Raw genomic sequence first — 26,731 nt, 5'->3', positions numbered from 1 at the left:
ATAAAGGAGTTATTATTTATGATTTCCCTAAGAAGTGTAATAAATATGAATAATAAAAAATCAAACAGATTTCCTTTTAATATACCAACAATAAAGAATTTGGAAATCATTGAGTTAAGCTCTCCAGTAACAATTCTGGTAGGAGAAAATGGGAGTGGAAAATCAACCTTTTTAGAAGCATTAGCATCGAACATAGGGCTACCTTCTATTGGTGGAGAAAGTTTAGAAGATGATATGAGTCTTAGTGAAGTGAGGGAATTGAGTAAGTGCTTAAGGCTGGTTTGGAACATAAATAAGCATAGAGGTTTTTTCCTTAGGGCTGAGGATTTCTTTAACTTTACTAAGCGTATTTCAAAAATGAAGGTAGAGATGCATGATAGACTTAAGGAAATAGACCATGAATACAAAGATAGGTCAAATTGGGCATATATGAAGGCAAGAAGTCCATTTGTAGGAACAATTTATGAGTTAGAAAATAAGTATGGAGAGGATTTGGATGCTAACTCTCATGGAGAGAGCTTTTTAAAATTATTTGAAGGTAGATTTGTTCAAGAAGGTCTATATATTTTAGATGAGCCTGAAGCACCTTTATCTCCTCTAAGACAGCTTACTTTGATCTCTATGATTAAGGATATGGTTAATAAAGGATGTCAATTTATAATAGCTACTCATTCACCTATTCTGATGGCTATTCCAGATGCTGATATAATCAGCTTTGACCAAATACCTATTGAAAGAATGGAGTATGATGAATTAGAGCATGTGAAGCTAACCAGGGATTTTTTAAACAATCCAAAAAGCTTCCTCAGACATCTATAAGATAATTTTAAATGAGATAATTATAAGTGAAATTTTATGTAATTTTCTAAAAGTATATTTATTATAGCTTTTGTCCTGACATTAAAGTTTAAATGTCAGGGCCTTTTTTATTTCTTTTGTAACCAATTGATTTTCATTATCATATAAATGTATATATAACAACGGATATCAAATGGTTATCATTATCAATAAAGGAGTTGGAAAAAATGTGTGGTATTGCTGGATGGATTAATTATCATGAAAATATAGTAGATAGGAAAATGATTATTGAAGAGATGACAAAAACCTTGTCAAATAGAGGACCAGATGATTATGGATATTATTTAAATAAAAATGCACTTCTAGGTCATAGGAGACTTACAGTTGTCGACCCAGAGGGCGGAAAACAACCCATGGCAAAAAAAGTACATGACAAAAGGTACGTAATAGTGTATAATGGTGAGTTATATAATACCGAGGATGTAAGACATGAACTTATTGAAAAGGGTTATAGCTTTGAATCCTACTCTGATACTGAGGTTTTGCTAACTTCGTACATCGAGTGGAAAGAGAAATGTCTTGATCATATTAATGGGATATATGCATTTGGTATATGGGATGAGGAAAATAAAACTTTATTTTTATCCAGAGATAGATTAGGAGTTAAACCACTATTTTATTCTATAAAAAATGATTCAATTATTTTTGGATCTGAAATAAAAACTTTATTGGCTCATCCATATATTGACACTACAGTAAATGAAAATGGACTCTTAGAATTGTTTGGGCTAGGTCCAGCTAGATCATTAGGTAACGGTGTTTTTAAAGATATTGAGGAAATACCACCAGCACATTACTTAGTATATTCTCCAAATGGAATAAAGATGAAGGAATACTGGAAGCTAGAGGCTAAGCCTCACGACCAGAGCTTAAGGTCTACTATAGAAGAAACAAGAAGTCTAGTGATAGATGCCATAGAAAGACAATTAGTTTCTGATGTACCAGTGTGTACATTTTTATCTGGTGGGTTAGATTCAAGTGCCATTTCAGCAATTGCATCAGAATCATTTAAAAAAGATGGTAGGGGTGTGTTAAATACCTATTCTATAGATTATAAAGACAATGATAAGTTTTTTAAGGCAAATGAATTTCAACCAAATTCAGACTCATTCTGGGTAGGGAAAATGTCAAAATACATTGGAAGTAAACATCATGGTATTGAACTAGATAATAGGGATTTGGCCCTTGCCCTATACGATTCAGTCCTAGCTAGAGATTTACCTGGTATGGCAGATATTGATTCATCACTATATTTATTTTGTAAAGAAATTAGGAAAGAAGCAGTAGTTGGTCTTTCTGGAGAATGTGCTGATGAGATATTTGGGGGATATCCTTGGTATACAAGGGAAGAAGATATTAAAGCTAATACTTTCCCTTGGTCAAAGTCTATTAATGAAAGGAAGAACATTCTATCAAATAGACTCAAAACATTACCATTAAGTGATTATGTTGGAGATAAATATGAAGAAACAATAAATAGAGTTCCTAAGTTGAAGAATGAATCTCCAAGGGAAAAGAGAATGAGAGAATTATTCTATCTAAATATTAAATGGTTTATGATAACATTATTGAATAGAAAAGATAGGATGAGTATGGCTAATAGCTTAGAGGTGAGAGTTCCATTTGCTGATCATAGAATAGTTGAGTATGGATTTAACATTCCTATGAATATGAAGTTTTGTGATAGTAGAGAAAAAGGGTTATTAAGAAGAGCATTAAAGGGAATATTACCTGATGAGATAATTGAAAGGAAAAAAAGTCCCTATCCTAAAACTCATAATCCAGAATATACAAGGATAGTTCAGAAATGGATGACTAAGATTTTAGAAGATAAGAATGCTCCAGTTCATCAGCTTATAGATACTGAAACTGTAAAGCAAATAGTGAGAACTGGTGGTGAATCATATAAGAAACCGTGGTTTGGACAATTAATGACAGGACCTCAGCTGATTGCTTATCTAATTCAACTTAATATTTGGCTAGAAGAATACAATGTAAAAATTGAAATTTAATAGATATTTAGAATTAATCATAAGCTCATATATATTAAATTATGATAAATAATAGTATATGAGCTTGATTAATTTCAGAATATATTAAAACCATTTAAAGGGAGGAGATAAAAATGTCAAGTTTGGTACACGTAATTACACCAGCAAAACATGATAGTAACAGTCTTAAAGCAATATTGTCATCCCATCCGGAGATAAAATTCATATCATTAATGGGTATAGACATAGGGGGAAATGCTACTGATGAAAGGATACCTGTTAAAATCCTATTGGAAGATATAAATGGATTTTTAAAGCATGGTATTCAAACAGATGGTTCTAGTGTTGTACTTCAAGGGATAGCAACACTTAATAATGCGAGGGTTGACCTAGTACCTGATTTAAATGTAAATTGGTTTGTCGATTACAATTTTGACAACATTTGTGAAGACTCCAATTTGCCAGTAGGAACATTACAAATACCATCTTTCTTAGTTCATAATAATAGGAGAGTAGGTTCTAGGGCAGTTCTCGATAGGGCTAGAGAAAATTTTGAAAACAAAATTTTGAGTATCTTTAAAGAAAATCCTAAAATGCTAGCTAGCATTGGAATTGAAGATGTTAATGATATTGAAAAAGTAAATTTGACTTCGGCAACTGAATTAGAGATGTGGGTTAGAACTCCTGATGATAGAGGAGATATAGAGAAGTTGGCCGTTTCTCAAATGCTTAAGGAGCAATACTGGAAGAAAACTCAAGGTACTGTAAGAACTGTCATGGAAAAAAGTATAGAGTACTTAGAAAAATATGGCATGGAGCCAGAAATGGGTCATAAAGAAGTAGGTGGAGTAACTAGTAAAATTGGGATTGATGGTAAATCAAGCTATGTAATGGAGCAAATTGAGATTGACTGGAAATATAGCTCTGCATTACAAACGGCGGACAATGAAATTTTAGCTAGAGAAATAATTACTGATGTATTCAGGTCCTATGGATTAGATGTTACTTTTAGAGCTAAGCCTATAGAAGGAGTAGCGGGAAGTGGGGAGCATACCCACGTAGGAGTATCTGTAAAATTAAAGAGTGGTGGAATTAAAAATCTTTTCACAGCAAAGGATATAGCTAATGATTTTATGAGCGAAATCGGATATGGAGCAGTAATGGGAATATTGAAAAACTATGAAGTTCTTAATCCATTTATTACTTCATCAAATGATGCTTTTAACAGATTAAAACCTGGATTTGAGGCTCCTGTTTGCGTTGTGGCATCTCTAGGAAGAGATACTATTACACCTTCAAGAAACCGTTCTGTTTTAGTAGGATTAATTAGGGATATGGACAATCCTTTAGCAACAAGATTTGAAGTTAGATCTCCAAATCCATTATCCAACACTTATTTAGTGTTAGCTAGTTTATATCAAGCAATATTAGATGGAATAGAGGGAGTTGCTCTAAGCGGAAAGAATACTAAGGAACTTGAAGTCGAGATATCTAAGAAACCAGGAGAAGAAGGTAGCTATCTAGAGAGAAATAGAGCTTATAGAAGTGAAAAAGATGTATTTGAACATTACTCGAAGGATGAAAGAGATGAGATGTTTGGAATTCCTCCTGCGACAGTTTGGGAAAATGTTATTAACTTAGATAAATATCCAGAAAAGAAAAACACTTTGCTTCAAGGTGGAGTATTTACAGAGGATATAGTTAATTCATTTAAAATCAGTAGCATAGAAAAGTGGAAGATGGAGTTAAAAAATAGAATATTAGAAAATAATATAGAGATATTAAGAAGCTGCAAGAAAATTCATAAAGAAGAGACTTCGACAGATTTAGATGTTGTAATGTGGGAAAAAATCCATAGCTTAAAGGTTTATCTTATGAAGGATAGCTTAAATACTAAATCATTATTTACTAGAATAAAAGAAGCATTAGACTCAGAAGACTATGAAATAGCTTCAAAACTACAGCTTGAGATGAATAGTAATATGAAAGAAATCAAAGAGCTATATCTTAATTACAAGAAAAATCTTTTTGAAATTGAATAGAAAAACAGCGATAGCCATTATGGCTATCGCTGTTTTTTCACTTTATCTTCCTTGTCATCATATACAAAGATTTTTATTGCACTAGTAATCTGATTTATCCTATGAGCAGGCATATTATCTACTACCTCAAATAAATTTTCTAAGGCTTCAATTTTATCTAAAGAGTATAAAGAAGTATCTTCCCTTATTTTTGAGTTATCTAATTTATTATTAAAATAATTCCTTATATTAGTTGCACCTAACAAATAGTCTAGTGAAACATTAAAATAGCTAGAGATTCTATGTAATAGTAGTTCATCACTGGGGAATCTAGCTCCATTTTCATAATTACTTACAGATTGTCTACTTATATTTAGGATCTTAGCTAATTCTTCTTGCTTAAGGCTTTGTTCTGTTCTTAAGATTCTCAGTCGTTCTGAAAAATTCATTGTATCACCTCTACTTAATCCTAGCATATTGACAAATTTAATAGTTGGAATGATGCAAAAAGGAGAGTAGTATGTTATAATGCATACATACGAATACAATCAAATGCAGAGGTGAGCGTAATGATTATGTTAGATAACTTTAGAAGATGTTTAGAAGACCAAATTGGGTATAGACTTGACATTTCTGAAAAAGATTTAGTTGAAGCATTAGAAGACACAGGTAGAGATATTATATATAACTATTTAATCTTTGAGAAGGATGTTTCCTTTGAAATCTTCTGTCGTAATCTTAAAATATATTTAAATATACAGAATAAAGAGACCTAATGTAAAAAACTATTAGTAGTGCTCCCACTAAACTTAATATTACAATAACCATATGGAATTACGAAACTCACTCTTTGATGCAAAATTATATGCTATAATTAATTGAGGAAATTGTATAATTACAAATTAAATATATTTTTGCGTAAAATTTTACTATGCAATTTTCTCGATTTAATACATAAATTGGAATAATTACATAGTAAATAATAAGATATTACGATTCAATGGGTATATGTCAAATACCCATTCTTATTACAATCTATAGTATGGGAGAAAAAGATGAAATTAGAAATCACACATGAAAATCGAAAAATTGAATTTAACATTATACGTAGCAATAGGAAAACCATGGAGATACGTATCACTCCACCTAGTACAATTATAGTTAGGGCTCCTAGAAATATTACAGAAAAAGCCATTATACAATCGGTTGAAGAAAAGAAGCAGTGGATATTGAATAAGTTGGATGAGTTAAAGGATATTGATTATAGTAAATATAAGAAAAGCTTTGTTGAAGGGGAAAAGTTCTTATATTTGGGAGATGAATATACTCTTCAGTTCGTAGTAGACCCATCAGAAAAGAAAATTAGAGTAACATTTGAGAATAACAAGCTTTATATTATATCTAGTAGTAACAATTTAATTAAAGAAAAGATAAAGCTAGCAATAGAAAAATGGTATAGAGAAGAAACATTAAAACAAATACTCAATATAGTAGAGGCACATCAATTATCCTTCAATTCTAGGCCAAGGTCTATAAGGGTTAAAGAACAGAAAAAGAGATGGGGGAGCTGTAACTCGAAGAAAGATTTAATGTTTAATTGGAGACTTGGTATGGCTCCAGTACACATAATCGAGTATGTTGTAGTACATGAAATGTGTCACATGGTACATTTGAATCATTCTAAGGATTTTTGGAATCTAGTTGAAAAAATCAACCCTGACTATAAGGAAAGAAAAATGTGGTTTAAAAAGAATGGTCATAAATTAACGATATAATATTATTAAAATTTTGATAAACATGCTTCTAAAACTTTATATATAGAAGAATTAAAGAAAGCAATTCCTAAAATTGGGGATTGTTATTTTTTTAATACAATAAAAGGAATTAAATGACATATATTGAATACTATTGATAGATGAAATATAAATTGTAAAGAAGTCTTAAGTGAGTAGTTTACATACTAAATTTTATACGGGATTATGAATACTTAATTTCCTTAAATAATAAAGGTGGGAGAATTATATATGAATCTTCAAGAGTCCATTAAATTGATAGATAAGCAAGAGGAGTTTAATGAATTAAGGGAACTAAAAGAAACTTTTATAAATAAATGGTGGAAAACTAGTATAGGATTTCCCGTTCTAGATAAACAGAACACCTATTGGTATAAGAGAATTAAAGAAAAGGAAACCAATAAATTTATTAATGAATTTATAAAAATGATTAAGCAATATCCTTCAGATGCTGGAATGAGAAAAGAGTGGAAGATGAATATTAAAGAAATAATTAATGATTTTATTCTTAAATCAGACTTGGTATCTTTAGAGGATAAAGAATTATTACTTGGTAAAGGACTTTTTCAAGCAACTGAGAAATTTGTTAATAGAGCTAAAGAATTTGATTCTTCTTTAGAAATACAAGATATTGGTCAAGCAATGAGAAATGTTTGGATTATGAATATAATTCAAATGCTAATAGGAAAAAAAATAGAACTAACACCTTCGATTTTTGGTTATAGCATGTTATATCCATATACTGATAACTATCTAGATGATGAGGAAAAAAGTAAAGAAGAAAAGTATACCTTAAGTGAAAGGTTTGAAAGAAAAATAGCTGGAGAACCTATAAAATCTACTACTAGCTATGAAAATAAAATTTATAAACTGATAGATGAAATAAATAGCGAATATGAACGAGATAAATATCCATTAGTTTATAAAAGCTTGCTATATATTCATAGAGCTCAAACAAAAAGTCTTAAGCAGCATAAAGAGAAATCAGGACCATATGAAGATGATATTTTAGGCATTAGCATAGAAAAAGGAGGAGCTTCAGTTTTAGCTGATGCATATTTAATAAATGGTAATCTGAGGTGGGAAGAGGCCAAATTCTTTTTTGGATATGGGGTTCTTCTTCAAATATGTGATGATTTACAGGATGCTGAGAATGACTCCAATAATAATCATATAACGATAATTTCTCAATTAGCTAGAAAATGGCCTTTGGATAATGTAACAAACAAATTAATTAACTTTACATTAGAGCTTTTAGATAATGTAGAGTGCTTTAATACTGATGATATTAATGAACTAAAAGAATTAATTAAGAAAAACTGTTTGCAGCTTATATTGTTTTCAATAGCTCAAAATAAAAAGTTATATACTAGGAAGTATTTTAAGGAAATAAAGAGGTTTTTCCCTTATAGAGTAAGATATATGAGAAAATTATATAAAAAATTAGAAAGAAAATTATCAAAATTAGATGAAAGCTATAATGGAGTTAGTACTGATAAGATTATTAAAGAAGCATTAGTTTAAGACTTAAAAATGCTCCTGATATTATTATCGGGAGCATTTTCATATAAAGCATTATTTTAAAAGAATTCGATTTGACACTTAGAATGAAAATTATTTTGTTTGATTCTTCTAAACATTGAATCTAAACTCTACCACATCTCCATCTTTCATAATATACTCTTTACCTTCTAGTCTTAATAATCCTTTTTCCTTAGCTTTTGTCATGTTTCCACAATTTTTTAAATCGTCAAAATGAATCACTTCAGCTCTAATAAAGCCTTTTTCAATATCAGAGTGAATTTTTCCAGCTGCTTGAGGAGCTTTTGTACCCTCTTTGATTGTCCAAGCTCTAACTTCCTTTGGTCCAGCAGTTAAAAATGAAATTAAACCTAATAGTTTATAGCTTGCCTTTATAAGCTTATCTAACCCAGATTCAGTTAAACCTAATTCATTAAGGAACATTTCCTTTTCTTCTTCTTCTAATTCAGCTATTTCAGATTCTATCTTTCCACAGATTGTAATAACCTCCGAACCTTCTTTTTCAGCATGATTCAATACTGCTTCTAAGTATTCATTAGTTTCTTCTGATATTATATCATCTTCGGAAATATTAGCTGCATATAAAACAGGTTTATTAGACAATAGGTTTAAATGTTTAACAAATTTTTGATCGTCATCTGAGAACTCTAATGTTCTAACGGCTTTACCAGCTTCTAATACTTCCACAATTTTTCTGATTATTTCAAGCTCTTTCAATAAAGACTTATCATTTTTAGCCAACTTTTCTGTCTTTGTAAGTCTTCTACTCATTATTTCTAAATCAGATAAAATAAGCTCTAGATCAATTATTTCGATATCTCTAAGTGGATCTATACTACCTTCAACATGGGTAATATTCTCATCTTCAAAACATCTTATAACATGAACAATAGCTTGTACCTCTCTAATATGGGAAAGAAATTTGTTCCCTAATCCTTCACCTTTACTAGCACCTTTAACTAATCCAGCTATATCAAAGAATTCGATAGCTGTAGGAATCTTCTTTTGGGATGAAAACATCTCTTCCAAATAGTCTAATCTTTCATCTGGCACCGTTACAACTCCTACATTCGGCTCAATTGTACAAAATGGATAGTTAGCTGATTCTGCTCCTGCAGAAGTAATAGCGTTAAACAAAGTGCTTTTTCCAACGTTTGGTAGTCCGACAATACCTAATTTCATTTATATCTTCCTTTCAAATAAACTTCTAAACACATCAGATTAAATTATACATCAATAATACATATACTTCAATGAACTTTGAGAGTTTCTATATATAATATAGGGTTTTATAAAATGAATCAGCTAATAATCTTTTCATTTCTATTAAATTAGGAAATTGCATATTTTCAATTTAAATATATTTCCCTAAGAAAATTTAATATACAGTTTTCTCAAATATTAATATCAATAACCAAAATAGTTTTGAGTAATAAGCTTATAAACTATGTCATATACAGTTTTTCTTTATAGGGTAAATAATATTCTTTTGAGTTTTATAGATATACTTTAAATAATGAAAGCATATAGTGGAACTTATACAAAATTATATTTGATTTGTGAATATACAACTCTCTAAGATAAAGAAATAACTTAGTATTTTTAGCAATTCTTTAAAGAAATATTATCAATTAACATGTTCTTAACAAACCATTAACAGTTCCAAAACATATAACCTAGAAAAAATTGCTATACTTCTAAATGTACAGAGGACAAATTAAATCAATTATGAAAAATGAAAGGGGTAGTTTTAATGAGTTTATTTAGAAAATCAAGAATTTTAGTGTTAGCTTTAGTTGTATTACTTGCATTTGGAGCATTAGTAGGATGTTCAAAAGGAGAAGAAACTAATAATGATGTTCAAGATGAAAACAATAGTCAAGAAGAAAATAACAATGATAATTCAAATGATTCAGCAACAGGAACAGTAGAGATAGCAGGATCAACATCAGTACAACCAGTAGCAGAAGCAATAGCAGAAGCATTCATGGATAAAAACTCTGGAGTAAAAGTTAACATTCAAGGTATTGGATCTTCAGCAGGAGTAAAAGCAGCACATAATAAAACTGCTGATATAGGAACTGCTTCAAGAAATCTTAAAACCGAAGAAGAAGGTTGGGGACTAACAAAACATATAATTGCTTATGATGGAATTGCTGTTGTGGTTCATCCAAGTAATGGAGCAATAGAAGATTTAACAAAAGAACAAGTTTCTAAGATTTTCGAAGGAGAGATTACTAACTGGAGTGAAGTTGGTGGAAACGATGCCGAAATCATAGTAGTAAGTCGTGAAGCAGGTTCAGGTACAAGAGGTGCTTTTGAAGAAATCATGGAACTAGAGAAAGAAGTAGATGGAAAGAAAGTAAGTGCAGTAACTAGAGATGCAATAATAGCAGAAGGTAACGGAACAGTGAGACAAAACGTAGCACAAAAAGAAAATGCTATTGGTTACTTATCACTAGCATACTTAAATGATACTGTTAAGCCAGTTGAAATAGACGGTACTGCACCAACTGTAGAAAACATTTTAGCTGATAAATATCCAGTATCAAGACCTTTCCTAATGCTAACAAATGGAGATGTAACACCAGAAGTACAAGCATATCTAGACTTTGTATTTAGCGAAGAAGGTCAAGCAAAAGTTGCTGAAGAAGGAGCTATTCCTGTTAAATAATAAATCAATAATATAATCACATATGAATTACTTCTAGCTTCAAGGAAATATCTATACTGCTAGACTCCACAAGATTTGTGGAGTCTAAGCCATGTTTAAAAATAAATGCAAAATATGTAGTGGAGGTGCTATAGTAATGGAAGCAACTGAACTTAACAATGAATATGAAAGCAGACCTAATATGAGTAAAAGTAAGTGGACAGAGATATGGGAAAAAATTGTAGAGATTATATTTTTCTTATCAGCCTGTATGGCAATAGTTAGTATAGCTATAATCACTTTCTTCATCTTTATCAAGGGAGTTCCTGCAATTGCAGAGATTGGTTTATTTGATTTTATTTTTAAAACTGATTGGTACCCAGAGGCAGAGATTCTAGGTATAGGAGCAATGATAGTAGCTTCAATATATGCTACATTAGGCTCAATAATCATAGGAGTACCTATAGGGTTATTAACTGCTGTTTTTATAGCTGAGCTAGCACCAGATTGGATGATTAAGATAATTAAACCAGCGGTGGAGCTCTTAGCGGGTATACCATCAGTAGTTTACGGTTTTTTTGGACTAGTTATTATAGTCCCTATAATAGATAGGACTTTCGGTGGTGGAGGAAATGGACTATTGGCAGCTATAATAATACTTTCCTTCATGATTTTGCCTACTATAATTAATATTTCAGTAACAGCTTTAAAGGCAGTTCCAAGGGAGTACAAAGAAGGTTCTTTGGCAATGGGAGCATCTCATATTCAGACAATATTCAAGGTAATGATTCCTGCAGCTAAGTCTGGGATATTTGCAGCAATTATATTAGGTATAGGTAGAGCTATAGGAGAAACTATGGCAGTTATTTTAGTGGCTGGAAACTCAATACAAATTCCTTTTTCAATACTAGATAGAGTAAGACCAATGACAGCTCATATAGCATTAGAAATGTCATATGCAGCACCTGGGTTACATGAGAACTCATTATTTGCGACAGGAGTTATTCTTTTCATTTTCATAATGATTTTAAATATAGTATTAAACTTCATTACAAGTAAGGTGGGTGAATAGGATGAAGAAAAGACATTCAATGGACAATCTAGTAAAAGGAATAATATATCTCTCATCAATAGTTACTGTTGGAGTACTCCTATGGATTTTAATATATGTAGTTTCTAATGGGATTGGAGAAATAAGCTGGGATTTCATTTCACAGACACAGATGGGTGAAGGTGAAGAAGGTATATTACCTTATATTGTTTCAACCTTGTATGTAATACTAATAACAATCATAATAGCCACACCTATAGGTATTTTTTCAGCTATTTACCTAGTTGAATACGCTAAACCTGGTAAAGTTGTTAGAGTAATAAGATTTGCAACAGAGAGTTTAGCTGGAATACCCTCAATAGTTTTTGGTTTATATGGCTTAATATTTTTCGTTACATTTTTAAATTTTGGATGGTCTATATTATCGGGTTCATTAACTTTAAGCATGATGGTTTTACCCACAATTGTACGTACTACAGAAGAATCTCTAAAAGCTGTGCCAAATACATTTAGAGAAGGTAGTCTTGGGTTAGGAGCATCTAAGTTACGCACTATTAGAAAAGTCATTCTACCTAGTGCCATACCTGGTATTCTTACAGGAGTTATATTAAGTATAGGTAGAATTGTTGGTGAAACTGCAGCAATATATTTAACACTAGGAACAGTAAAATGGATGCCTAAAGGCTTAATGGATGGTGGTAGAACTCTTGCAGTTCACTTATATTATTTAGCTAAAGAGGGTATTTCCTTTGAAAAAGCATATGCAACTGCAACTATTTTAATCTTAATTGTACTAGTTATTAACTTTATAGCAAATAAATTAGCATCAAGATTAAATAAGGCTAAGCAATAGTAAACTTATTAGAGGGGTGAAGTAATGAATAATTTTAAAATATCAGTTAAGGACTTGGATTTGTTTTATGGTGATTTTCAAGCGCTAAAAGGTATAAATCTTGATATAGAGGAACGTAAAATAACAGCATTGATTGGTCCATCTGGTTGCGGTAAATCTACATTTTTAAAAACTCTAAATAGAATGAATGACTTGATAGAAGGTGTTAAGATTAATGGAAATGTAAAGTTAGATGGACTAGATATTTATAAAAATATTGATGTTATTAAATTGAGAAAAAGAGTAGGAATGGTATTCCAAAAGCCAAATCCATTTCCAATGAGTATATATGATAATGTAGCATATGGACCAAGGGCCCACGGAGTGAAACAGAAAAGTGTATTAGATGAAATAGTTGAAAAAAGCTTGCGTTCTGCAGCCATTTGGGATGAGGTTAAGGATAGATTAAAGAAAAATGCATTAGGACTATCTGGAGGCCAACAACAAAGACTTTGTATAGCTAGAGCTTTAGCTGTAGAGCCTGAAGTGCTTCTTATGGATGAACCAACATCAGCATTAGATCCAATAGCAACTGGTAAGATAGAAGAGCTTACTGAGGAGTTAAAGCGAGATTATACAATAGTTATTGTTACTCATTCAATGCAACAAGCAGGTAGAATTTCTGATAATACAGCATTTTTCTTATTAGGTGAAATGATAGAGTTTGGGGAGACCAAAACAATATTCTCTACTCCAGAGGATAAAAGAACTGAAGATTATATTACTGGTAGATTCGGATAATAAGAATTAATTTAAATTTATTTTAAAGTTAACAAATTTTTTACTAGAATAATCATATAATTATTATAATTAAAATCCTAGGGGAGTGAAATTTATGAGAAAACATTTTGACGAGCAATTAAAGGATTTAAAAGAGCAATTGTTAAAGATGGGAGCAATAGTTGAGGAAGAAATTGAGATTGCTATAAAAGCTTTAATGACACAGGATTCTGATTTAGTAGATAAGGTTTTCGAGCTTGAAGGTAAAACAGATGAATTAGAAATCATTATAGAAGATAAATGTCTTGACTTATTAGCACTCCAACAGCCTATTGCCAAAGATTTAAGAATGGTTAGTACCATATTGAAAATCATTACTGATTTAGAAAGAATTGGAGATCATGGTGTAAATATTGCCAAAGTAACTAAAAAAATTGGAAATGAAAAGTTCATAAAACCATTAGTAGATATTCCTAAAATGGCAGATATTGCTAAAAAAATGATAAAAGAAAGCTTAGATAGCTTTATTAATGAAGATGCAGAAACAGCAAAAAATATTACTAAAATGGATGATGAAGTGGATGAACTTTATGAGAGAGTATATCTTGAGTTGTTAGAAATACTAAGCAATAACAAAGAAACCATGCCTCAAATTATCAATCTGCTTTTAATTGGTAGATATATCGAAAGAATAGCAGATCATACAACAAATATCTGCGAAGGTATTGTATACATGACTACAGGTCATAGATTAGAATTTTAACACCCGAAAAAAGGGTGTTTTTTTTATTAATTTTCAATTATTACTAATAATATTTTTCCACTAAATCTCAAAGAATATTAATAGGAGGTGGAAAAATTGCATAAAAAATTTAAAGCAATTTCCTATATTTTTCTTATTATATTAGTCATTTCTTTAACAATAATTGGTTGCCAACCAAGTGCTGAAAAGCCAAATCAACCAAATAATGATATGTATGACAATAATAATATAAACCATGACCTATATGATAATGACTATTATAATAATGATAATATGAATGGTAATGATTACTTCAACAATGAAAATAATAACTATGATAATAACGATTACAAGAATATAGAAGAGAATGATGGGATTATAGATGATGACGATAATATTTCTCAAAGAGTTAATGTAGTTAATGGATAGAATAGAATAGCACCTCTAAAGGTGCTATTTTATTCCATTTATGTAGATAATAATTTTTGAATTATGAGGGAAAATATATTTAGGAGGTGAAAGATTTGACTAAAAACCTTAATAAATATTCATATATATTGTTAGTGATATTAGTCTTTACTTTTATTTCAATAGGGTGTCAGCCAAGCGCTGAAAAGCCAAATCAGCCTAACAATAATTATGGTATGGATAACAATGATCTATACAATAACAACAACCAGAATGGTAACAATAATGGGCTAAACAATAACAACAATAATATAAATGGAAATAACAATAATTTATCATCTAGAGCAAAAAAAATAGCTGATAAAATAGCTGCTATGTCAAATGTTGAAGATGCAACAGTAGTTATAAGTGGAAATACTGCTTTAATTGGTGTTGATTTAACAAATGACAGTACTTTAAGAATTAATGATAATATGAGAAAGCAAATAGAAAGAACAGTAAAAAATGCTGATAGTAGTATAAATAAAGTAAGCGTAACAGCTGATCCAGATATATTTGACAGAATTGATGAAATAGGCCGAAATATTAGAACTGGTAGACCGATAAAAGGGTTTACTGATGAGATAGAAGATATGATAAGAAGAGTAACTCCAAATCTATAAGATTTAAAGGAACCTGAACAGTACTGTTCAGGTTCTCATTTTATCCCTTCATATTTAAAATAATAAAACATATTATTTACAAAGAGGAGTGTTGCATATAATCTTATATGGAGGTATCTTATGGATAAAAAGGAGACTTTTAATAAAAAAATTATTCAAGTTTGTGGATTTGTCTTTTTTTTAATGCTTTCTTTCTCCTATTCTGATCCTTGGGAAAATGTGTTTTTAATTATTTCATGTATAATATTGTTAATGACAATTAGAGAGTTTTTAAAAGAAATAACATTGAAAAAATCTTTAATATTTATCTGTAGTATTATCATAATTTATTTGATATCTATTTTATTCTTGTCATTCCAAAATTATGATATGAAGCTAAAAAGTGAGCAAAGAAATAATTATAAAGAGGAAATTGCTGTATTACTAGTATATATGGGAGAAAGTCCAATGTATGATATGTCATTGGAGATAAATAATATTGATTTAAAATACAATACATTAGGTAAGCTTACGACGCCATTTATTTTGAGCTCTTTGAAGAATCAATATAGAGAAATAGGAAAAAGTAATTATAAATCAGATGTAATGACAATTAATAATCAATTACAAGAGTTATTGCCGTCAGAAAACAAAGTGTATTCAGGATTTTTATATGATAGAAAATATGTTGAAGAAAAACTAATTGATATTGTGAATGATGGGTATCATAAAATTATAGTGGTACCTATATTTTTAACTGAAGGAAGTTATTTGGAAGAATTGAAAACTAGAATTGAAAAAATGAAGTTGTTTAATCTAAATATACAAATTAAATATACGGAGCCCTTATGGCAAAGTGAGAATATAGTTAACTGCTATCTAGATAAAATAATTAAGAATGTGGATGATGAAAAGATAGCAGATACTGGAGTAGTTCTCATTGGACAAAATGAAAAAGGATATAATAAAGATAAATATATAAAATCTGTAAAACAAAATCTAATGTTTAGAAATAAGATTAAAGATTATTTGATTGATAGAGTTGGTTATCAAGAAGATAAAATAAGATTAGGTTGGCGTAATAGCATTGACCCTGAATACATTGGAGAAGTTAAGGAATTATTAGAGTATGGTGTAGGAGAGATATTATGTATTTACATTAAGCCACAGATTACTTTTATAGAAAACAACAAGATCTTAGAAGAATTAAAAGAAGAAGTTGATTTACCAGAAGGGGTAAAGGTTAAAATAGTTGATGGCTTTTTAGATGATACTGTATTTTTATATGAGTTAAGAAATAAAGTCCAGATTGAAAAGTTGAAAAAATGGGATTAATAAATAATGAAGAGGAGGATTAATATTGAGTATTGAATACTTAAGAGAAAAAATTGACAATGGAGTGCATTTTAATCTTATAAAGACTAACAAATTCAAAACAAATTTAATAAACTTTTACATTGTTAGACCTTTATCTAAGGATGAAGCCACTAAAAATGCTTTATTACCTTTAATATTGAAAAGAGGTACCAGCAAATATAACACATCCCTTGAGATTCAAAGGAGATTAGAAGAACTATATGGAGCAAATTTAAGTATTAATGTAAATAAAAAGGGAGAAAAGCAAATAATTAGATTTGCAATTGAGACAGTAAATAGTGATTTCATTAAAGAAGAAAACCTACTAAGAAAGATATTAGATATGTTAAATGAGATTATTTTTAATCCATATACTGAAAATGAAGTATTTTCACAAAACTATTTTAAGCAAGAGAAAGAGAATTTAAAGAAAAGAATTGAAGGAAGAATAAATGATAAAAAGACATATGCAGTAGAAAGATGTATTGAAGAAATGTGCAAAAATGAAAAGTTTAGTATATATAAATATGGAAATATTGAAGATCTCGAAGATATAAGCTGTAAAGGTTTATATGAACACTATAGGTCAATTTTAAGAAGTAGTCCAATGGAAATATCTATTGTAGGAAATATAAACAAGGATGAAGCCATTAATAGTATACAGGATACTTTTAGGCTTCATAGAGAAGATATTATTAACCTTCCTAGAGAAGAAGTGATTAAAGCAATACGTACTAAGAACATGATTACAGAAGAAATGGATGTAAATCAAGGGAAGTTAACTCTTGGATTAAGAACAAATATTCCTTACGAAGATAAGCTTTATGAGCCTCTAATTGTGGCTAGTAATATTTTAGGAGGAGGGGCAAATTCAAAGCTTTTCCTGAATGTGAGAGAAAAAGAAAGTTTAGCATATTATATATATTCTAAATCATATAAATATAAGTCAATAATGATTATAGCTTCAGGTATTGAAACTGAAAATTTCAATAAGGCTTTGGATATTATTAAAGATCAGATTCAAGAGCTTAAAGATGGAGAGTTTACTGATGATGATATAGAACAATCAAAGAATTCTTTGATTACTACTATAAGGAGTATGACAGATAATAATTACTCAATGTCAGAATTTTATTTAAGTCAGGCCTTAACAAAGGATACTAGCCATATTTCTGATATGATTGAGAAAATAAATAAGGTAAGTAAAGATGAAATAATTGAGGCTGCTAATAAACTAAGCTTAGATACAATATACTTCTTGAGAAAAAAGAATAATTAGGAGGAATAACTGTGACACCCAATAATCTTAAAAATGAACGATTAAATGAAGAAATACATTTTGCAGAATTGGAAAATGGTCTTAAAATATTTTTTATGCCAAAGAATGATTACTTAAAAAAATATGCTATATTTGCCACTAATTATGGTTCTAATGATAATAGATTTATACCCATTGGTGAAAGTGAAATTGCTGAATTTCCCGCAGGTATAGCTCATTTTTTAGAACATAAACTATTTGAAGAACCAGAAGGCAATATATTTAATGAATTCTCTAAATTAGGATCTTATGTTAATGCTTTCACAAATTTTAATCAGACAGCGTATCTTTTTTCTTGTACTGATAAATTTTATGAAAATCTAGAACTACTAGTAAAATTTGTTCAAAATCCTTATTTTACAGATGAAAATGTTGAGAAAGAAAAGGGGATAATCGAACAAGAAATTAGGATGTATGATGATTCAGCTAATTGGAAAGTGTTTTTTAACTGTTTAGATGGGTTATATCATAAGCATCCTGTTAAAGTCGATATAGCTGGAACTGTTGAGAGTATTTATAAAATTACAAAGGAAGATTTATATAACTGCTACAATACGTTCTATCATCCATCTAATATGATTTTATTTATGATAGGGGATATTGAGTTTGATAAAGCTTTTAGTATTATTAAAAATAATCAAAGAGATGATTTGAAGAGTATTGAAGGCGAAATAGTTAAAGAATATCCTGAAGAACCTGAATCAATAAATAAACTAAAGGTTGAAGAAAGCTTATCAGTCTCAACACCTTTATTTAATATAGGATTCAAGGATCTAGATATAGGGTTTGGAGGAGAAGACCTAGTTCGTAAACAGCTAGTAACTAGCATTCTTCTTGAGATGCTTATGGGAGAAAGCTCAGAATTTTATCAGAAATTATACGACGAAGGATTGATAAATAATTCCTTTGGAACACAATATGTTGGTCATAAAAATTATGGACATTCAATAATTGGTGGAGAGTCTGAAAAAGCTGAAAAAGTTTTATCAGAGATATTAAGTTATTTGGAAGAAAAACAGAAAAGTGGACTTAATAAAGAAAACTTTCAAAGGATAAAGCAGAAGTATATAGGCTATTACTTTATGGATTTTAATTCAATTGAGTATATTGCCACAACATTTGTTAATCAATATTTTAATGGATCGTCCTTAATGAAGTATCTAGATATCTTAGAAGGTATAAAATTTAAAGATGTAGAAAAAAGGTTTAATCAGCATCTTACATCAGATAACTACACCTTATCATTAATTACTCCAAAGTAATTAATTGACAAGATACTTTTAGAAAAATATAATTTTAATGTATAAGTATATAAAGCTACTAGATATTCCTAGTAGCTAATTTACATATTGAGGAGGACAGCTGATGATAGATCCAGTTGCATTTGAGATATTCGGGTTACCGGTGAGATGGTATGGCATTTTAATATCATTTGGGATGCTCATAGCTACTGTAGTAGCACTAAGAGAAGCTAAAAGGGTTAATTTCAAAGAAGATAATATTATTGATTTACTTATATTTGCAATACCAGCAGGTATAATTGGAGCAAGAATATACTATGTTATTTTTACTTGGGATTATTACAATGGTGATTTTCTAGAGATGATAAATATTAGAGGTGGAGGATTGGCAATACATGGAGGTATCATAGGAAGTGTTATTGCAGCAATTATATTTACAAAAGTAAAGAAAATTAATTTTTGGCGTCTTGCAGATATTTGTGCACCAAGTATAATTTTAGCTCAATCCATTGGTAGATGGGGTAACTTTATAAATCAAGAAGCCCATGGTGGTCCAACAAACTTACCTTGGGGAATAATGGTTAATGGTCAAAAAGTACATCCTACTTTTCTTTATGAATCTCTTTGGAACTTTGGAGTTTTCCTTTTTTTACTATGGTATAGTAGAAATAAAAAGAAAGTTCATGGAGAAACGTTTTTGCTTTATTTAATGCTATATTCCTTTGCTAGACTCTTTATAGAGGGTTTGAGAACAGATAAGTTAATGCTAGGCTCTATACCTATAGCCCAATTAATGAGTATTTTATTAATCTTATTAGCAGGATATGTTTTCTATAGACGAAAGAAGAAATTTGATGATAATAGTAGTAATAATGTAGAATAAAGGAAGTTTTAATTGAAAGTGGAGTGATTTAAAATCAAAATCCTGTAAAAGATGGAATAAAATGAAGATATTTATTGTCAAATCCAAAAAATAAATGTAGATAGCCTTCAAGACTTATTGACAGAAAAGAGTTTTTTGTAATAAAATGGAATCACCTCAAAAAAAAGGTGGGATTGCTATGACACTGTCAGATAAAATTATTAATTTAAGGGACAAGCTTAACAAGTCTCTAGATGAAAACAGAAAATATGAGTATATTTATAACTTAAGTGTCGAGTTAGACCAATTAATTGCAGAATATTATAGGCAGACCACAAGATAAATAGGGATAAAAGTTACTTTTTTAGATAACTTAAAATATTAAAGTTTTAAGAGTGAAGACCATGAGTAGGTTGGTCTTCACTCTTGTTTTTTTGAAAATTAGATGAAAGATAAAAAAATTAAATTTTATTAAAAAAATAAAGGATTTTAGTAATTAGCATAGAAGTAAATAAAAAGTGGTATAAAGTGGTGGGAAGTGGAGGAGTATTCCATAAAAATGGGGTGTAGGAAATGTTTATTGGTGAATATTATCATTCGCTGGACAACAAAGGAAGAGTTATAATGCCCTCTAAGCTTAGAGAAAAGCTTGGTGATACCTTTATTATGACAAAAGGGCTGGATAATTGTCTCTTTGTTTACCCCATGGATGAATGGAACATACTTGAGAATAAATTAAAAACTTTACCACTAACTAGAAAAGATGCAAGAGCATTTGTTAGATTTTTCTTCTCTGGAGCAACAGAGTGTGGGTTAGATAAGCAGGGGAGAGTTTTGATAGCGAGCAACTTAAGGGATCATTGTAAATTAGATAAGGATGCAGTTATCATAGGAGTTTCTAACAGGATTGAGATATGGAGTAAAGGAGAATGGGATTCTTACAATGATGATGACAACTTAAGCTATGAAAGTATCGCTGAAAAAATGGCTGAGTTAGGAATATAGATTTATATATATCTTCTAAATGACAAATACTATTAAAAAATATTTGAGGTGACTATATTGAAGTTTGAACACGTTTCGGTTTTGTTAGATGAGTGCATTGAAGGATTAGACATAAAAAAGGATGGTATATATGTTGATGGCACACTAGGAGGTGCTGGACATTCAAAGGAAATAGTTAAGAAGTTAGATGGAGGTAGATTAATTGGAATCGACCAAGATCTAAATGCTATACAAAAGGCAAGTGAAGTATTAAAAGATTATGAAGATAAGATTACGATTGTACATAATAATTTTAGAAATATTAAAGAAGTATTAAAGAATTTAGAAATTGAAAAAGTGGATGGAGTTTTACTGGACCTAGGAGTATCTTCCCATCAGCTAGATGAAGGAGAAAGAGGATTTTCCTATAATCACGATGCAAAGTTAGATATGAGAATGAACAGAGAGGAAGACTTTTCAGCTTGGGATGTTGTTAATAAATATTCTCAAGAGGATTTAACAAGGATAATCAAAGAATTTGGAGAGGAAAGATGGGCCCACAGAATAGCTGAGTTCATCGTTGTTGATAGAAAAGAAAAGACAATTGATACTACTGAAGAATTAGTGGAAGTGATTAAGAAAGCAATCCCTAAGGGAGCTAGGAGAGATGGACCACATCCAGCAAGAAGGACATTTCAAGCTATAAGAATTGAAGTTAATCAAGAGTTGGACATATTGAGGGATGCAATAATTGACATATGTGATGTTTTAAAGCCAGGTGGGAGAATATGCATTATCACCTTTCATTCTTTGGAAGATAGAATAGTAAAGAAAGTGTACAAGGAGCTAAATAAACAGTGCATATGTCCACCTGAGTTTCCTATATGTAAATGTGATAAAGAAAGAGAATTAAAAATTATTACTAGAAAACCTATTACATCATCAAAGGATGAATTAGAGAATAATTCAAGAGCTAGAAGTGCTAAATTGAGGGTAGGAGAGAAAGTTTAGTGTTCTAAAATGTAAAAGGGGTGAATAAATTTGTTAGTAGCAAAAAAGGAAGAAATTTATTATCCAAGAAACCATGATACGAAAAGAAAAAATCAGCGTATACAAAAGAATAAATCAAATAGAAAATCTAAATCATCTGTATCTTTTAAATTGAAACTCCTTTTAATATCTATAATGATGTTAGTATTATGTCTATCACTACTATGGAGATATACTCAAATTGCACAGTATAGAATAGAAGTATCTCAATTGGACCAACAAATTTCAGACCTAAATAAAGAGAAGAGTAGTCTTGAAGTTCAAATTGATAGAATTAAGGAATCAGAATGGATTGAGGTTGAAGCAAGAGAGAAACTTGGAATGGATTATCCAAAGAGCAGCCAAACTGTATTTGTATCTGTAGATGAAGGTGCTTTTGATAAATCAACTAAGGATAGTGCCGAAGAAAAAACAGGCTTTGTTTTTCTAAAAAGCTTCAATGGATTCTTTGATAAATTATCGGGACTATTTTAGGGGGTGGGAAGCATGAACACGCCCTTTAGGGGAATAAGAATAAGATTAGTTGTTACAATGCTTGGAATATTAGTTTTAGTTTCTTTACTTGTAACTAGATTAGGCTTTTTGCAGGTAGTGAGGGGAGAAGCTTTGAAAAAAGAAGCCTTGGAGCAGTGGGCGGAAGACATTAAAATTCAACCTGAAAGAGGAACTATATATGATAGGAAGGGTAAGAGATTATCTATTAGCATTAATGGTTATAAAATAGAATGTATACCACCTGATATAGATAATCCAGTAGAGACGGCAAAAAAACTATCGGAGTTATTGGATATAAATGAAGAAAGTTTATATAATAAAATCACTTCTAATCAAAGGTACATAAAAATAATGGATTGGGTGGAAAAAGATATAGGAGATAGTTTAGAAGAAGAAAATATTAATGGAATAATAGTAGTGCCACATACAAAGCGATATTATCCATCAGGGAATCTAGCATCATATGTTCTTGGATTTACCGATATAGATAGTAGAGGACTCTATGGGGTAGAAAAAAGTTTTAATGATTATTTACATGGTGTACCAGGTAGATTGATAATAAATACTGATATATGGGGGAGACAGCTCCCTTATGATAATGAAAGATTAATAGATGCTAAGCCAGGTTCAAGTTTAGTGCTTACTATAGACGAAACAATTCAACATTTTGCAGAGAAAGCAGCTACTCAAGCTATGGAGGACTTTGATCCAAAAAGGACTACTGTGCTAATAATGGAGCCTAGTACTGGAGATCTTTTAGCAATGGCATCAATGCCAGATTATGATCCAAATCAACCTAGAGTACCTGATGATGAAGCAACTAAAAATAGATGGGCAAACTTGTCACAAGAGGAATTAGAAAAGGAATGGAATACGTTATGGAAGCCTCATCCCATTACTGATACATATGAGCCTGGATCGACCTTTAAGATTATAACAGCAGCAGCAGCCTTAGAAGAAAATGAAGTAACACCTAATACACAGTTTTATAGTGACGGATATTTTAGAGATATTCCTGGGGTTGTTTTAAGATGTTGGAGATACTATGATCCCCATGGAGAGGAAACTTTTGCTGAAGCTGTACAAAACTCTTGTAATCCAGTTATGATTGAGGTAGCAAGAAAAGTGGGCAAAGAAAAAATGATTAAATATATAGAAGCATTTGGGTTTGGAGAAAAGACAGGAATAGATTTCTTAGGAGAAGCAAAAGGAAGCTATCCTTCAGACCCAGAGGCTATGAGAGATGTTAGATTAGCAACTCTTTCATATGGTCAAGGTATAGCTGTTACACCTATTCAATTGATTACTGCAGCTTCTGCAATAGCAAATGAAGGAAAGCTTATGAAGCCTAGAATTGTAAAAAGTATATTGGATGAAGAAGAAAATATTGCTGAAGAGTTTCCAACGGAAATGGTTAGAAAGGTTATATCAAAGGATACATCTGATACTTTACTTGGTATCCTAGAATCAGTTATTACAGAAGGTACTGGTAAAAAGGCATTTGTTCCTGGCTATAGAGTTGGAGGAAAAACAGGTACTGCTCAAAAAATAGTTAATGGAGAATACTCTGATGAGAAGTTTGTAGCTTCCTTTATTGGGGTTGCTCCAGTTAATGACCCTAAGATTGTAGTATTAGTTATAGTAGATGAACCTGATAAAGAAGTAGATATACATGGAGGTCAGGTGGCAGCACCAATCGCAGGCAAACTTATAGAAGAAACTTTAAATTACCTAGATATAGAACCACAGTTTAACTAAACTTCCCATTAAGCTTAGTAAAATACAAACACATAAAGGATTTATTGAAATCCAAGGATACTAAAGGATTAAATATATATAAATTGATGTGAAAAAAGTATTTTATCTAGCTTATAGGAGGTTTAATTGTGTCTTCACCTACTTTTACAACTAAAAAAAGATTAGTTTTTATGCTTTTAGCAGTCTCAGTAGTTGTTTTTGGATTAATGATGAGACTGGGATATATTCAAATTGTTAGAGGTCAAGGATTAAAGGATGAAGCTTTAGAGCAATGGGCTAAAGACATACCTATTGGACCTAAACGGGGAGCAATATATGATAGAAATGGTAAGGAGTTGGCAGTGAGCATAAGCTCCTACCAAGTTGATTGTATACCTGCTGATGTAAATGAGCCTGAAAGATCAGCAGAGATTATTTCTACAATACTGGATCTAGATAAAGAAGACGTACTATCTGATTTAACTAAGAGGCAAAGTATAGTAAAAATAAAAAGATGGATTAGTGATGAAGAAGCAGATGAGCTTAGAGAAGCAGATCTGGATGGGATAGTAATAGTTCCTGATAACAAAAGATATTATCCATATGGTAACTTTGCATCATATATTTTAGGCTTTACTGACTATGATAATAAAGGTCTTTATGGAGTTGAACGGACCTATGATAAGTATTTAACAGGCACACCAGGTCGGCTGATTAAAAACACTGACTCACTAGGAAGACAGTTACCTGGAGATGTAGAAAGGCTAGTGGAGCCAGAATCAGGATTAAATGCTGTTTTAACTATAGATGAAACAATTCAGCATATTGCTGAAAAAGCAGCCCTTGAAGCTCAAGTTAAAAATAAGGCAAAGAGGACAGCAGTAATAATTATGGAGCCAAAAACTGGTAATGTATTGGCAATGTCAACAAAGCCTGATTTCGACCCAAACAACCCAAGAGAACCTGTCACAGAGGAGCAAAAACAAGAATGGGCTCAATTATCTCAAGAACAGCTAATTAAAGAATGGAATAGTATATGGAGACCATATACTATCAGTGATAACTATGAACCTGGATCAACATTTAAAATTATTACAGCAGCGGCAGGGTTAGAAGAAGGAGTTGTAACTAAAGATAGCACCTTCCATTGTGATGGATATGTTAGACAAGTAAAGAGTCCTAAGCCAATTAAATGCTGGAGATACTATAATCCCCATGGGACTCAGACATTTGTTGAAGGGGCAGAGAATTCTTGTAATGAAGTCTTTGTTGAGGTGGGATTACGACTTGGTAAAGATAAGATGTATGAATATGTTAGAGAGTTTGGATTTGGTGATAAAACAGGGATAGATTTAACTAGTGAAGCCTATGGGCTAGTGATTAGACCTGAATACATAAAAGAAGTAAATTTAGCCACTATGTCTTTTGGTCAAGGTATAGCTGTAACTCCTATTCAGTTAGTAACTGCTATGTCAGCTGTTGCAAATGGTGGAGAGCTTATGGAGCCTAGAATTGTAAAAGAACTAAGGGACCAAAATGGTGAGCTAGTACATGAGTTTAAGCCAGAAGTTAAAAAAAGAGTTATATCTAAGGAAACTTCTGACACTATGATGGAGATACTTAGGTCAGTTGTCGATAATGGAACTGGCGGAAATGCATATACAGCAGGTTACAGAGTAGGTGGTAAAACAGGTACAGCTCAAAAAGTAGTAGATGGTAGGTATGCTTCTGGAAAGTATATTGCTTCTTTTGCAGCTATAGCCCCTACAGATGATCCAGAGATAGCTGTACTAGTAATAATTGATGAACCAAGTACAGGAGTTTATTATGGTGGACTTATTGCAGCGCCAGTGGCAGGAGAAGTGGTAAAGGAAACACTAGATTATTTAGATGTTGAATTAAAATATACTGCCGAAGAATTAGAGGAAGAATTAAAGAAAAAGGTTATAGTACCAGATGTAACTGGAAAAGATTTAAATGAAGCTGCAGAAATGTTAGCAGGTCAAGGATTTAAATATACAACTCAAGAGTCTGGAGCGAAAGGTAGTCTTATAATTGTAGACCAATTTCCAAAGGCTAATACAGAAGTTAATAAAGGATCGAAGATAGAGCTTTATACACAAGATAAAGTTGAAGTTGAGGATACTATCATAGTGCCTAACTTAAAAGGTCAATCTCCTGAAAAAGTAATTGAAACTCTTAATGAAATGAATCTACGGTTCAAGTTTAATGGCAATGGCCTAGTTATGGATCAAGTACCTAAGCCTGGAACAGAAGTTAAATTCAATTCATTAATAGAGGTTGAGTTCCAAAAAAGAGATTGGTAATCAAAAAAGGGCAACTTCAAGCAAAAGGTTTGAATGTTGCCCTTTGAAT

Annotated in this window: 25 protein-coding genes; 23 read left to right on the top strand and 2 right to left on the bottom strand. The window is 30.9% G+C overall.

The annotated features are described in order from the left end of the window. The first annotated feature begins 18 nt into the window (after positions 1-18). The 3 genes from JMO20_RS08510 to JMO20_RS08500 all read left to right on the top strand — a co-directional run bounded on the left by JMO20_RS08510 (position 19) and on the right by JMO20_RS08500 (position 4,891). A complete protein-coding gene (locus JMO20_RS08510) occupies positions 19-819 on the top strand; it encodes an AAA family ATPase (protein ID WP_243414686.1) in 801 nt (266 codons plus the stop codon). A gap of 206 nt (positions 820-1,025) precedes the next feature. After that, positions 1,026-2,870 carry an asparagine synthase (glutamine-hydrolyzing) gene (gene asnB, locus JMO20_RS08505; RefSeq protein WP_202709145.1) on the top strand — a complete coding sequence of 615 codons (1,845 nt, stop codon included), beginning with the start codon at positions 1,026-1,028 and terminating at the stop codon, positions 2,868-2,870. Between the two features lie 113 nt (positions 2,871-2,983). Beyond that, a complete protein-coding gene (locus JMO20_RS08500; RefSeq protein ID WP_202709144.1) occupies positions 2,984-4,891 on the top strand; it encodes a type I glutamate--ammonia ligase in 1,908 nt (635 codons plus the stop codon). A gap of 23 nt (positions 4,892-4,914) precedes the next feature. Here JMO20_RS08500 and JMO20_RS08495 read toward each other — a convergent pair whose 3' ends face one another. After that, positions 4,915-5,319, bottom strand: a complete 405-nt coding sequence (locus JMO20_RS08495; protein ID WP_202709143.1) for a helix-turn-helix domain-containing protein — start codon at positions 5,317-5,319, stop codon at positions 4,915-4,917. A gap of 120 nt (positions 5,320-5,439) precedes the next feature. On the opposite strand from JMO20_RS08495, the gene JMO20_RS08490 reads away from it, so the two are divergent. The 3 genes from JMO20_RS08490 to JMO20_RS08480 all read left to right on the top strand — a co-directional run bounded on the left by JMO20_RS08490 (position 5,440) and on the right by JMO20_RS08480 (position 8,187). After that, positions 5,440-5,646, top strand: a complete 207-nt coding sequence (locus JMO20_RS08490) for a hypothetical protein (RefSeq protein WP_202709142.1) — start codon at positions 5,440-5,442, stop codon at positions 5,644-5,646. 279 nt (positions 5,647-5,925) lie between these two features. Next, positions 5,926-6,645: a M48 family metallopeptidase gene (locus JMO20_RS08485; protein WP_202709141.1), complete on the top strand. Its 720-nt coding sequence runs from the start codon at positions 5,926-5,928 to the stop codon at positions 6,643-6,645. Positions 6,646-6,894: 249 nt separating this feature from the next. Continuing rightward, positions 6,895-8,187 (top strand): hypothetical protein, encoded by a 1,293-nt coding sequence (locus tag JMO20_RS08480; RefSeq protein ID WP_202709140.1) that lies wholly within the window; start codon positions 6,895-6,897, stop codon positions 8,185-8,187. Between the two features lie 108 nt (positions 8,188-8,295). Here JMO20_RS08480 and ychF read toward each other — a convergent pair whose 3' ends face one another. Next, positions 8,296-9,387 (bottom strand): redox-regulated ATPase YchF, encoded by a 1,092-nt coding sequence (gene ychF / locus JMO20_RS08475; RefSeq protein ID WP_202709139.1) that lies wholly within the window; start codon positions 9,385-9,387, stop codon positions 8,296-8,298. 571 nt (positions 9,388-9,958) lie between these two features. Between ychF and JMO20_RS08470 the strand changes: the two genes are divergently transcribed. The 17 genes from JMO20_RS08470 (at position 9,959) to JMO20_RS08390 (ending at position 26,682) form a co-directional block, all read left to right on the top strand. Next, positions 9,959-10,879 (top strand): phosphate ABC transporter substrate-binding protein, encoded by a 921-nt coding sequence (locus tag JMO20_RS08470; RefSeq protein ID WP_202709138.1) that lies wholly within the window; start codon positions 9,959-9,961, stop codon positions 10,877-10,879. 91 nt (positions 10,880-10,970) lie between these two features. After that, on the top strand, positions 10,971-11,930 hold the full coding sequence (gene pstC / locus JMO20_RS08465) for a phosphate ABC transporter permease subunit PstC (protein ID WP_341534011.1): 960 nt from the start codon (positions 10,971-10,973) through the stop codon (positions 11,928-11,930). Between the two features lies 1 nt (position 11,931). Further along, positions 11,932-12,762, top strand: a complete 831-nt coding sequence (gene pstA, locus JMO20_RS08460) for a phosphate ABC transporter permease PstA (RefSeq protein WP_202709137.1) — start codon at positions 11,932-11,934, stop codon at positions 12,760-12,762. A gap of 24 nt (positions 12,763-12,786) precedes the next feature. After that, on the top strand, positions 12,787-13,542 hold the full coding sequence (gene pstB, locus JMO20_RS08455) for a phosphate ABC transporter ATP-binding protein PstB (RefSeq protein ID WP_202709136.1): 756 nt from the start codon (positions 12,787-12,789) through the stop codon (positions 13,540-13,542). 94 nt (positions 13,543-13,636) lie between these two features. Continuing rightward, positions 13,637-14,284, top strand: coding sequence for a phosphate signaling complex protein PhoU (gene phoU, locus JMO20_RS08450; RefSeq protein ID WP_202709135.1), 648 nt, complete (start codon positions 13,637-13,639; stop codon positions 14,282-14,284). A 96-nt stretch (positions 14,285-14,380) separates the two neighbouring features. After that, positions 14,381-14,692, top strand: a complete 312-nt coding sequence (locus JMO20_RS08445) for a hypothetical protein (protein WP_202709134.1) — start codon at positions 14,381-14,383, stop codon at positions 14,690-14,692. A gap of 95 nt (positions 14,693-14,787) precedes the next feature. Further along, entirely contained in the window at positions 14,788-15,333 is a 546-nt protein-coding gene (locus tag JMO20_RS08440) for a YhcN/YlaJ family sporulation lipoprotein (RefSeq protein ID WP_202709133.1), read from the top strand. Between the two features lie 120 nt (positions 15,334-15,453). Further along, positions 15,454-16,647, top strand: a complete 1,194-nt coding sequence (locus JMO20_RS08435; protein ID WP_202709132.1) for a ferrochelatase — start codon at positions 15,454-15,456, stop codon at positions 16,645-16,647. 25 nt (positions 16,648-16,672) lie between these two features. Next, complete coding sequence (gene yfmF, locus JMO20_RS08430) at positions 16,673-17,947, top strand: EF-P 5-aminopentanol modification-associated protein YfmF (protein WP_202709131.1); 1,275 nt, start codon at positions 16,673-16,675, stop codon at positions 17,945-17,947. Between the two features lie 11 nt (positions 17,948-17,958). Beyond that, positions 17,959-19,248 (top strand): EF-P 5-aminopentanol modification-associated protein YfmH, encoded by a 1,290-nt coding sequence (yfmH, locus tag JMO20_RS08425; RefSeq protein ID WP_202709130.1) that lies wholly within the window; start codon positions 17,959-17,961, stop codon positions 19,246-19,248. Positions 19,249-19,354: 106 nt separating this feature from the next. Beyond that, entirely contained in the window at positions 19,355-20,110 is a 756-nt protein-coding gene (gene lgt / locus JMO20_RS08420) for a prolipoprotein diacylglyceryl transferase (RefSeq protein WP_341534013.1), read from the top strand. Between the two features lie 178 nt (positions 20,111-20,288). Beyond that, complete coding sequence (locus tag JMO20_RS08415; RefSeq protein ID WP_202709128.1) at positions 20,289-20,432, top strand: aspartyl-phosphate phosphatase Spo0E family protein; 144 nt, start codon at positions 20,289-20,291, stop codon at positions 20,430-20,432. A gap of 230 nt (positions 20,433-20,662) precedes the next feature. Next, a complete protein-coding gene (gene mraZ / locus JMO20_RS08410) occupies positions 20,663-21,094 on the top strand; it encodes a division/cell wall cluster transcriptional repressor MraZ (RefSeq protein WP_202709127.1) in 432 nt (143 codons plus the stop codon). A 57-nt stretch (positions 21,095-21,151) separates the two neighbouring features. After that, entirely contained in the window at positions 21,152-22,084 is a 933-nt protein-coding gene (gene rsmH, locus JMO20_RS08405) for a 16S rRNA (cytosine(1402)-N(4))-methyltransferase RsmH (RefSeq protein ID WP_202709126.1), read from the top strand. A 30-nt stretch (positions 22,085-22,114) separates the two neighbouring features. Continuing rightward, entirely contained in the window at positions 22,115-22,597 is a 483-nt protein-coding gene (gene ftsL / locus JMO20_RS08400; protein WP_202709125.1) for a cell division protein FtsL, read from the top strand. A gap of 12 nt (positions 22,598-22,609) precedes the next feature. After that, entirely contained in the window at positions 22,610-24,376 is a 1,767-nt protein-coding gene (locus JMO20_RS08395) for a peptidoglycan D,D-transpeptidase FtsI family protein (protein WP_202709124.1), read from the top strand. A 128-nt stretch (positions 24,377-24,504) separates the two neighbouring features. Then, positions 24,505-26,682 carry a stage V sporulation protein D gene (locus JMO20_RS08390; protein WP_202709123.1) on the top strand — a complete coding sequence of 726 codons (2,178 nt, stop codon included), beginning with the start codon at positions 24,505-24,507 and terminating at the stop codon, positions 26,680-26,682. Positions 26,683-26,731 lie beyond the last annotated feature (49 nt).

The sequence above is a fragment of the Sporosalibacterium faouarense genome, assembly GCF_016765695.1.
Lineage (GTDB): Bacteria > Bacillota > Clostridia > Tissierellales > VENL01 > Sporosalibacterium > Sporosalibacterium faouarense.
The sequence above is the reverse complement of the archived record's forward strand: the minus strand, read 5'-3'. Positions and strand labels throughout refer to the sequence as shown.

Coding starts and splice junctions, on each gene's coding strand:
- JMO20_RS08485 (WP_202709141.1), top strand. CDS start 5,926: ATGAAATTAGAAATCACACATGAAAATCGAAAAATTGAATTTAACATT.
- asnB (WP_202709145.1), top strand. CDS start 1,026: ATGTGTGGTATTGCTGGATGGATTAATTATCATGAAAATATAGTAGAT.
- ychF (WP_202709139.1), bottom strand. CDS start 9,387: ATGAAATTAGGTATTGTCGGACTACCAAACGTTGGAAAAAGCACTTTG.
- JMO20_RS08500 (WP_202709144.1), top strand. CDS start 2,984: ATGTCAAGTTTGGTACACGTAATTACACCAGCAAAACATGATAGTAAC.
- JMO20_RS08510 (WP_243414686.1), top strand. CDS start 19: ATGATTTCCCTAAGAAGTGTAATAAATATGAATAATAAAAAATCAAAC.
- JMO20_RS08415 (WP_202709128.1), top strand. CDS start 20,289: ATGACACTGTCAGATAAAATTATTAATTTAAGGGACAAGCTTAACAAG.
- JMO20_RS08435 (WP_202709132.1), top strand. CDS start 15,454: ATGGATAAAAAGGAGACTTTTAATAAAAAAATTATTCAAGTTTGTGGA.
- JMO20_RS08470 (WP_202709138.1), top strand. CDS start 9,959: ATGAGTTTATTTAGAAAATCAAGAATTTTAGTGTTAGCTTTAGTTGTA.
- phoU (WP_202709135.1), top strand. CDS start 13,637: ATGAGAAAACATTTTGACGAGCAATTAAAGGATTTAAAAGAGCAATTG.
- JMO20_RS08495 (WP_202709143.1), bottom strand. CDS start 5,319: ATGAATTTTTCAGAACGACTGAGAATCTTAAGAACAGAACAAAGCCTT.
- JMO20_RS08490 (WP_202709142.1), top strand. CDS start 5,440: ATGATTATGTTAGATAACTTTAGAAGATGTTTAGAAGACCAAATTGGG.
- pstA (WP_202709137.1), top strand. CDS start 11,932: ATGAAGAAAAGACATTCAATGGACAATCTAGTAAAAGGAATAATATAT.
- JMO20_RS08480 (WP_202709140.1), top strand. CDS start 6,895: ATGAATCTTCAAGAGTCCATTAAATTGATAGATAAGCAAGAGGAGTTT.
- pstB (WP_202709136.1), top strand. CDS start 12,787: ATGAATAATTTTAAAATATCAGTTAAGGACTTGGATTTGTTTTATGGT.
- mraZ (WP_202709127.1), top strand. CDS start 20,663: ATGTTTATTGGTGAATATTATCATTCGCTGGACAACAAAGGAAGAGTT.
- pstC (WP_341534011.1), top strand. CDS start 10,971: ATGTTTAAAAATAAATGCAAAATATGTAGTGGAGGTGCTATAGTAATG.
- JMO20_RS08395 (WP_202709124.1), top strand. CDS start 22,610: ATGAACACGCCCTTTAGGGGAATAAGAATAAGATTAGTTGTTACAATG.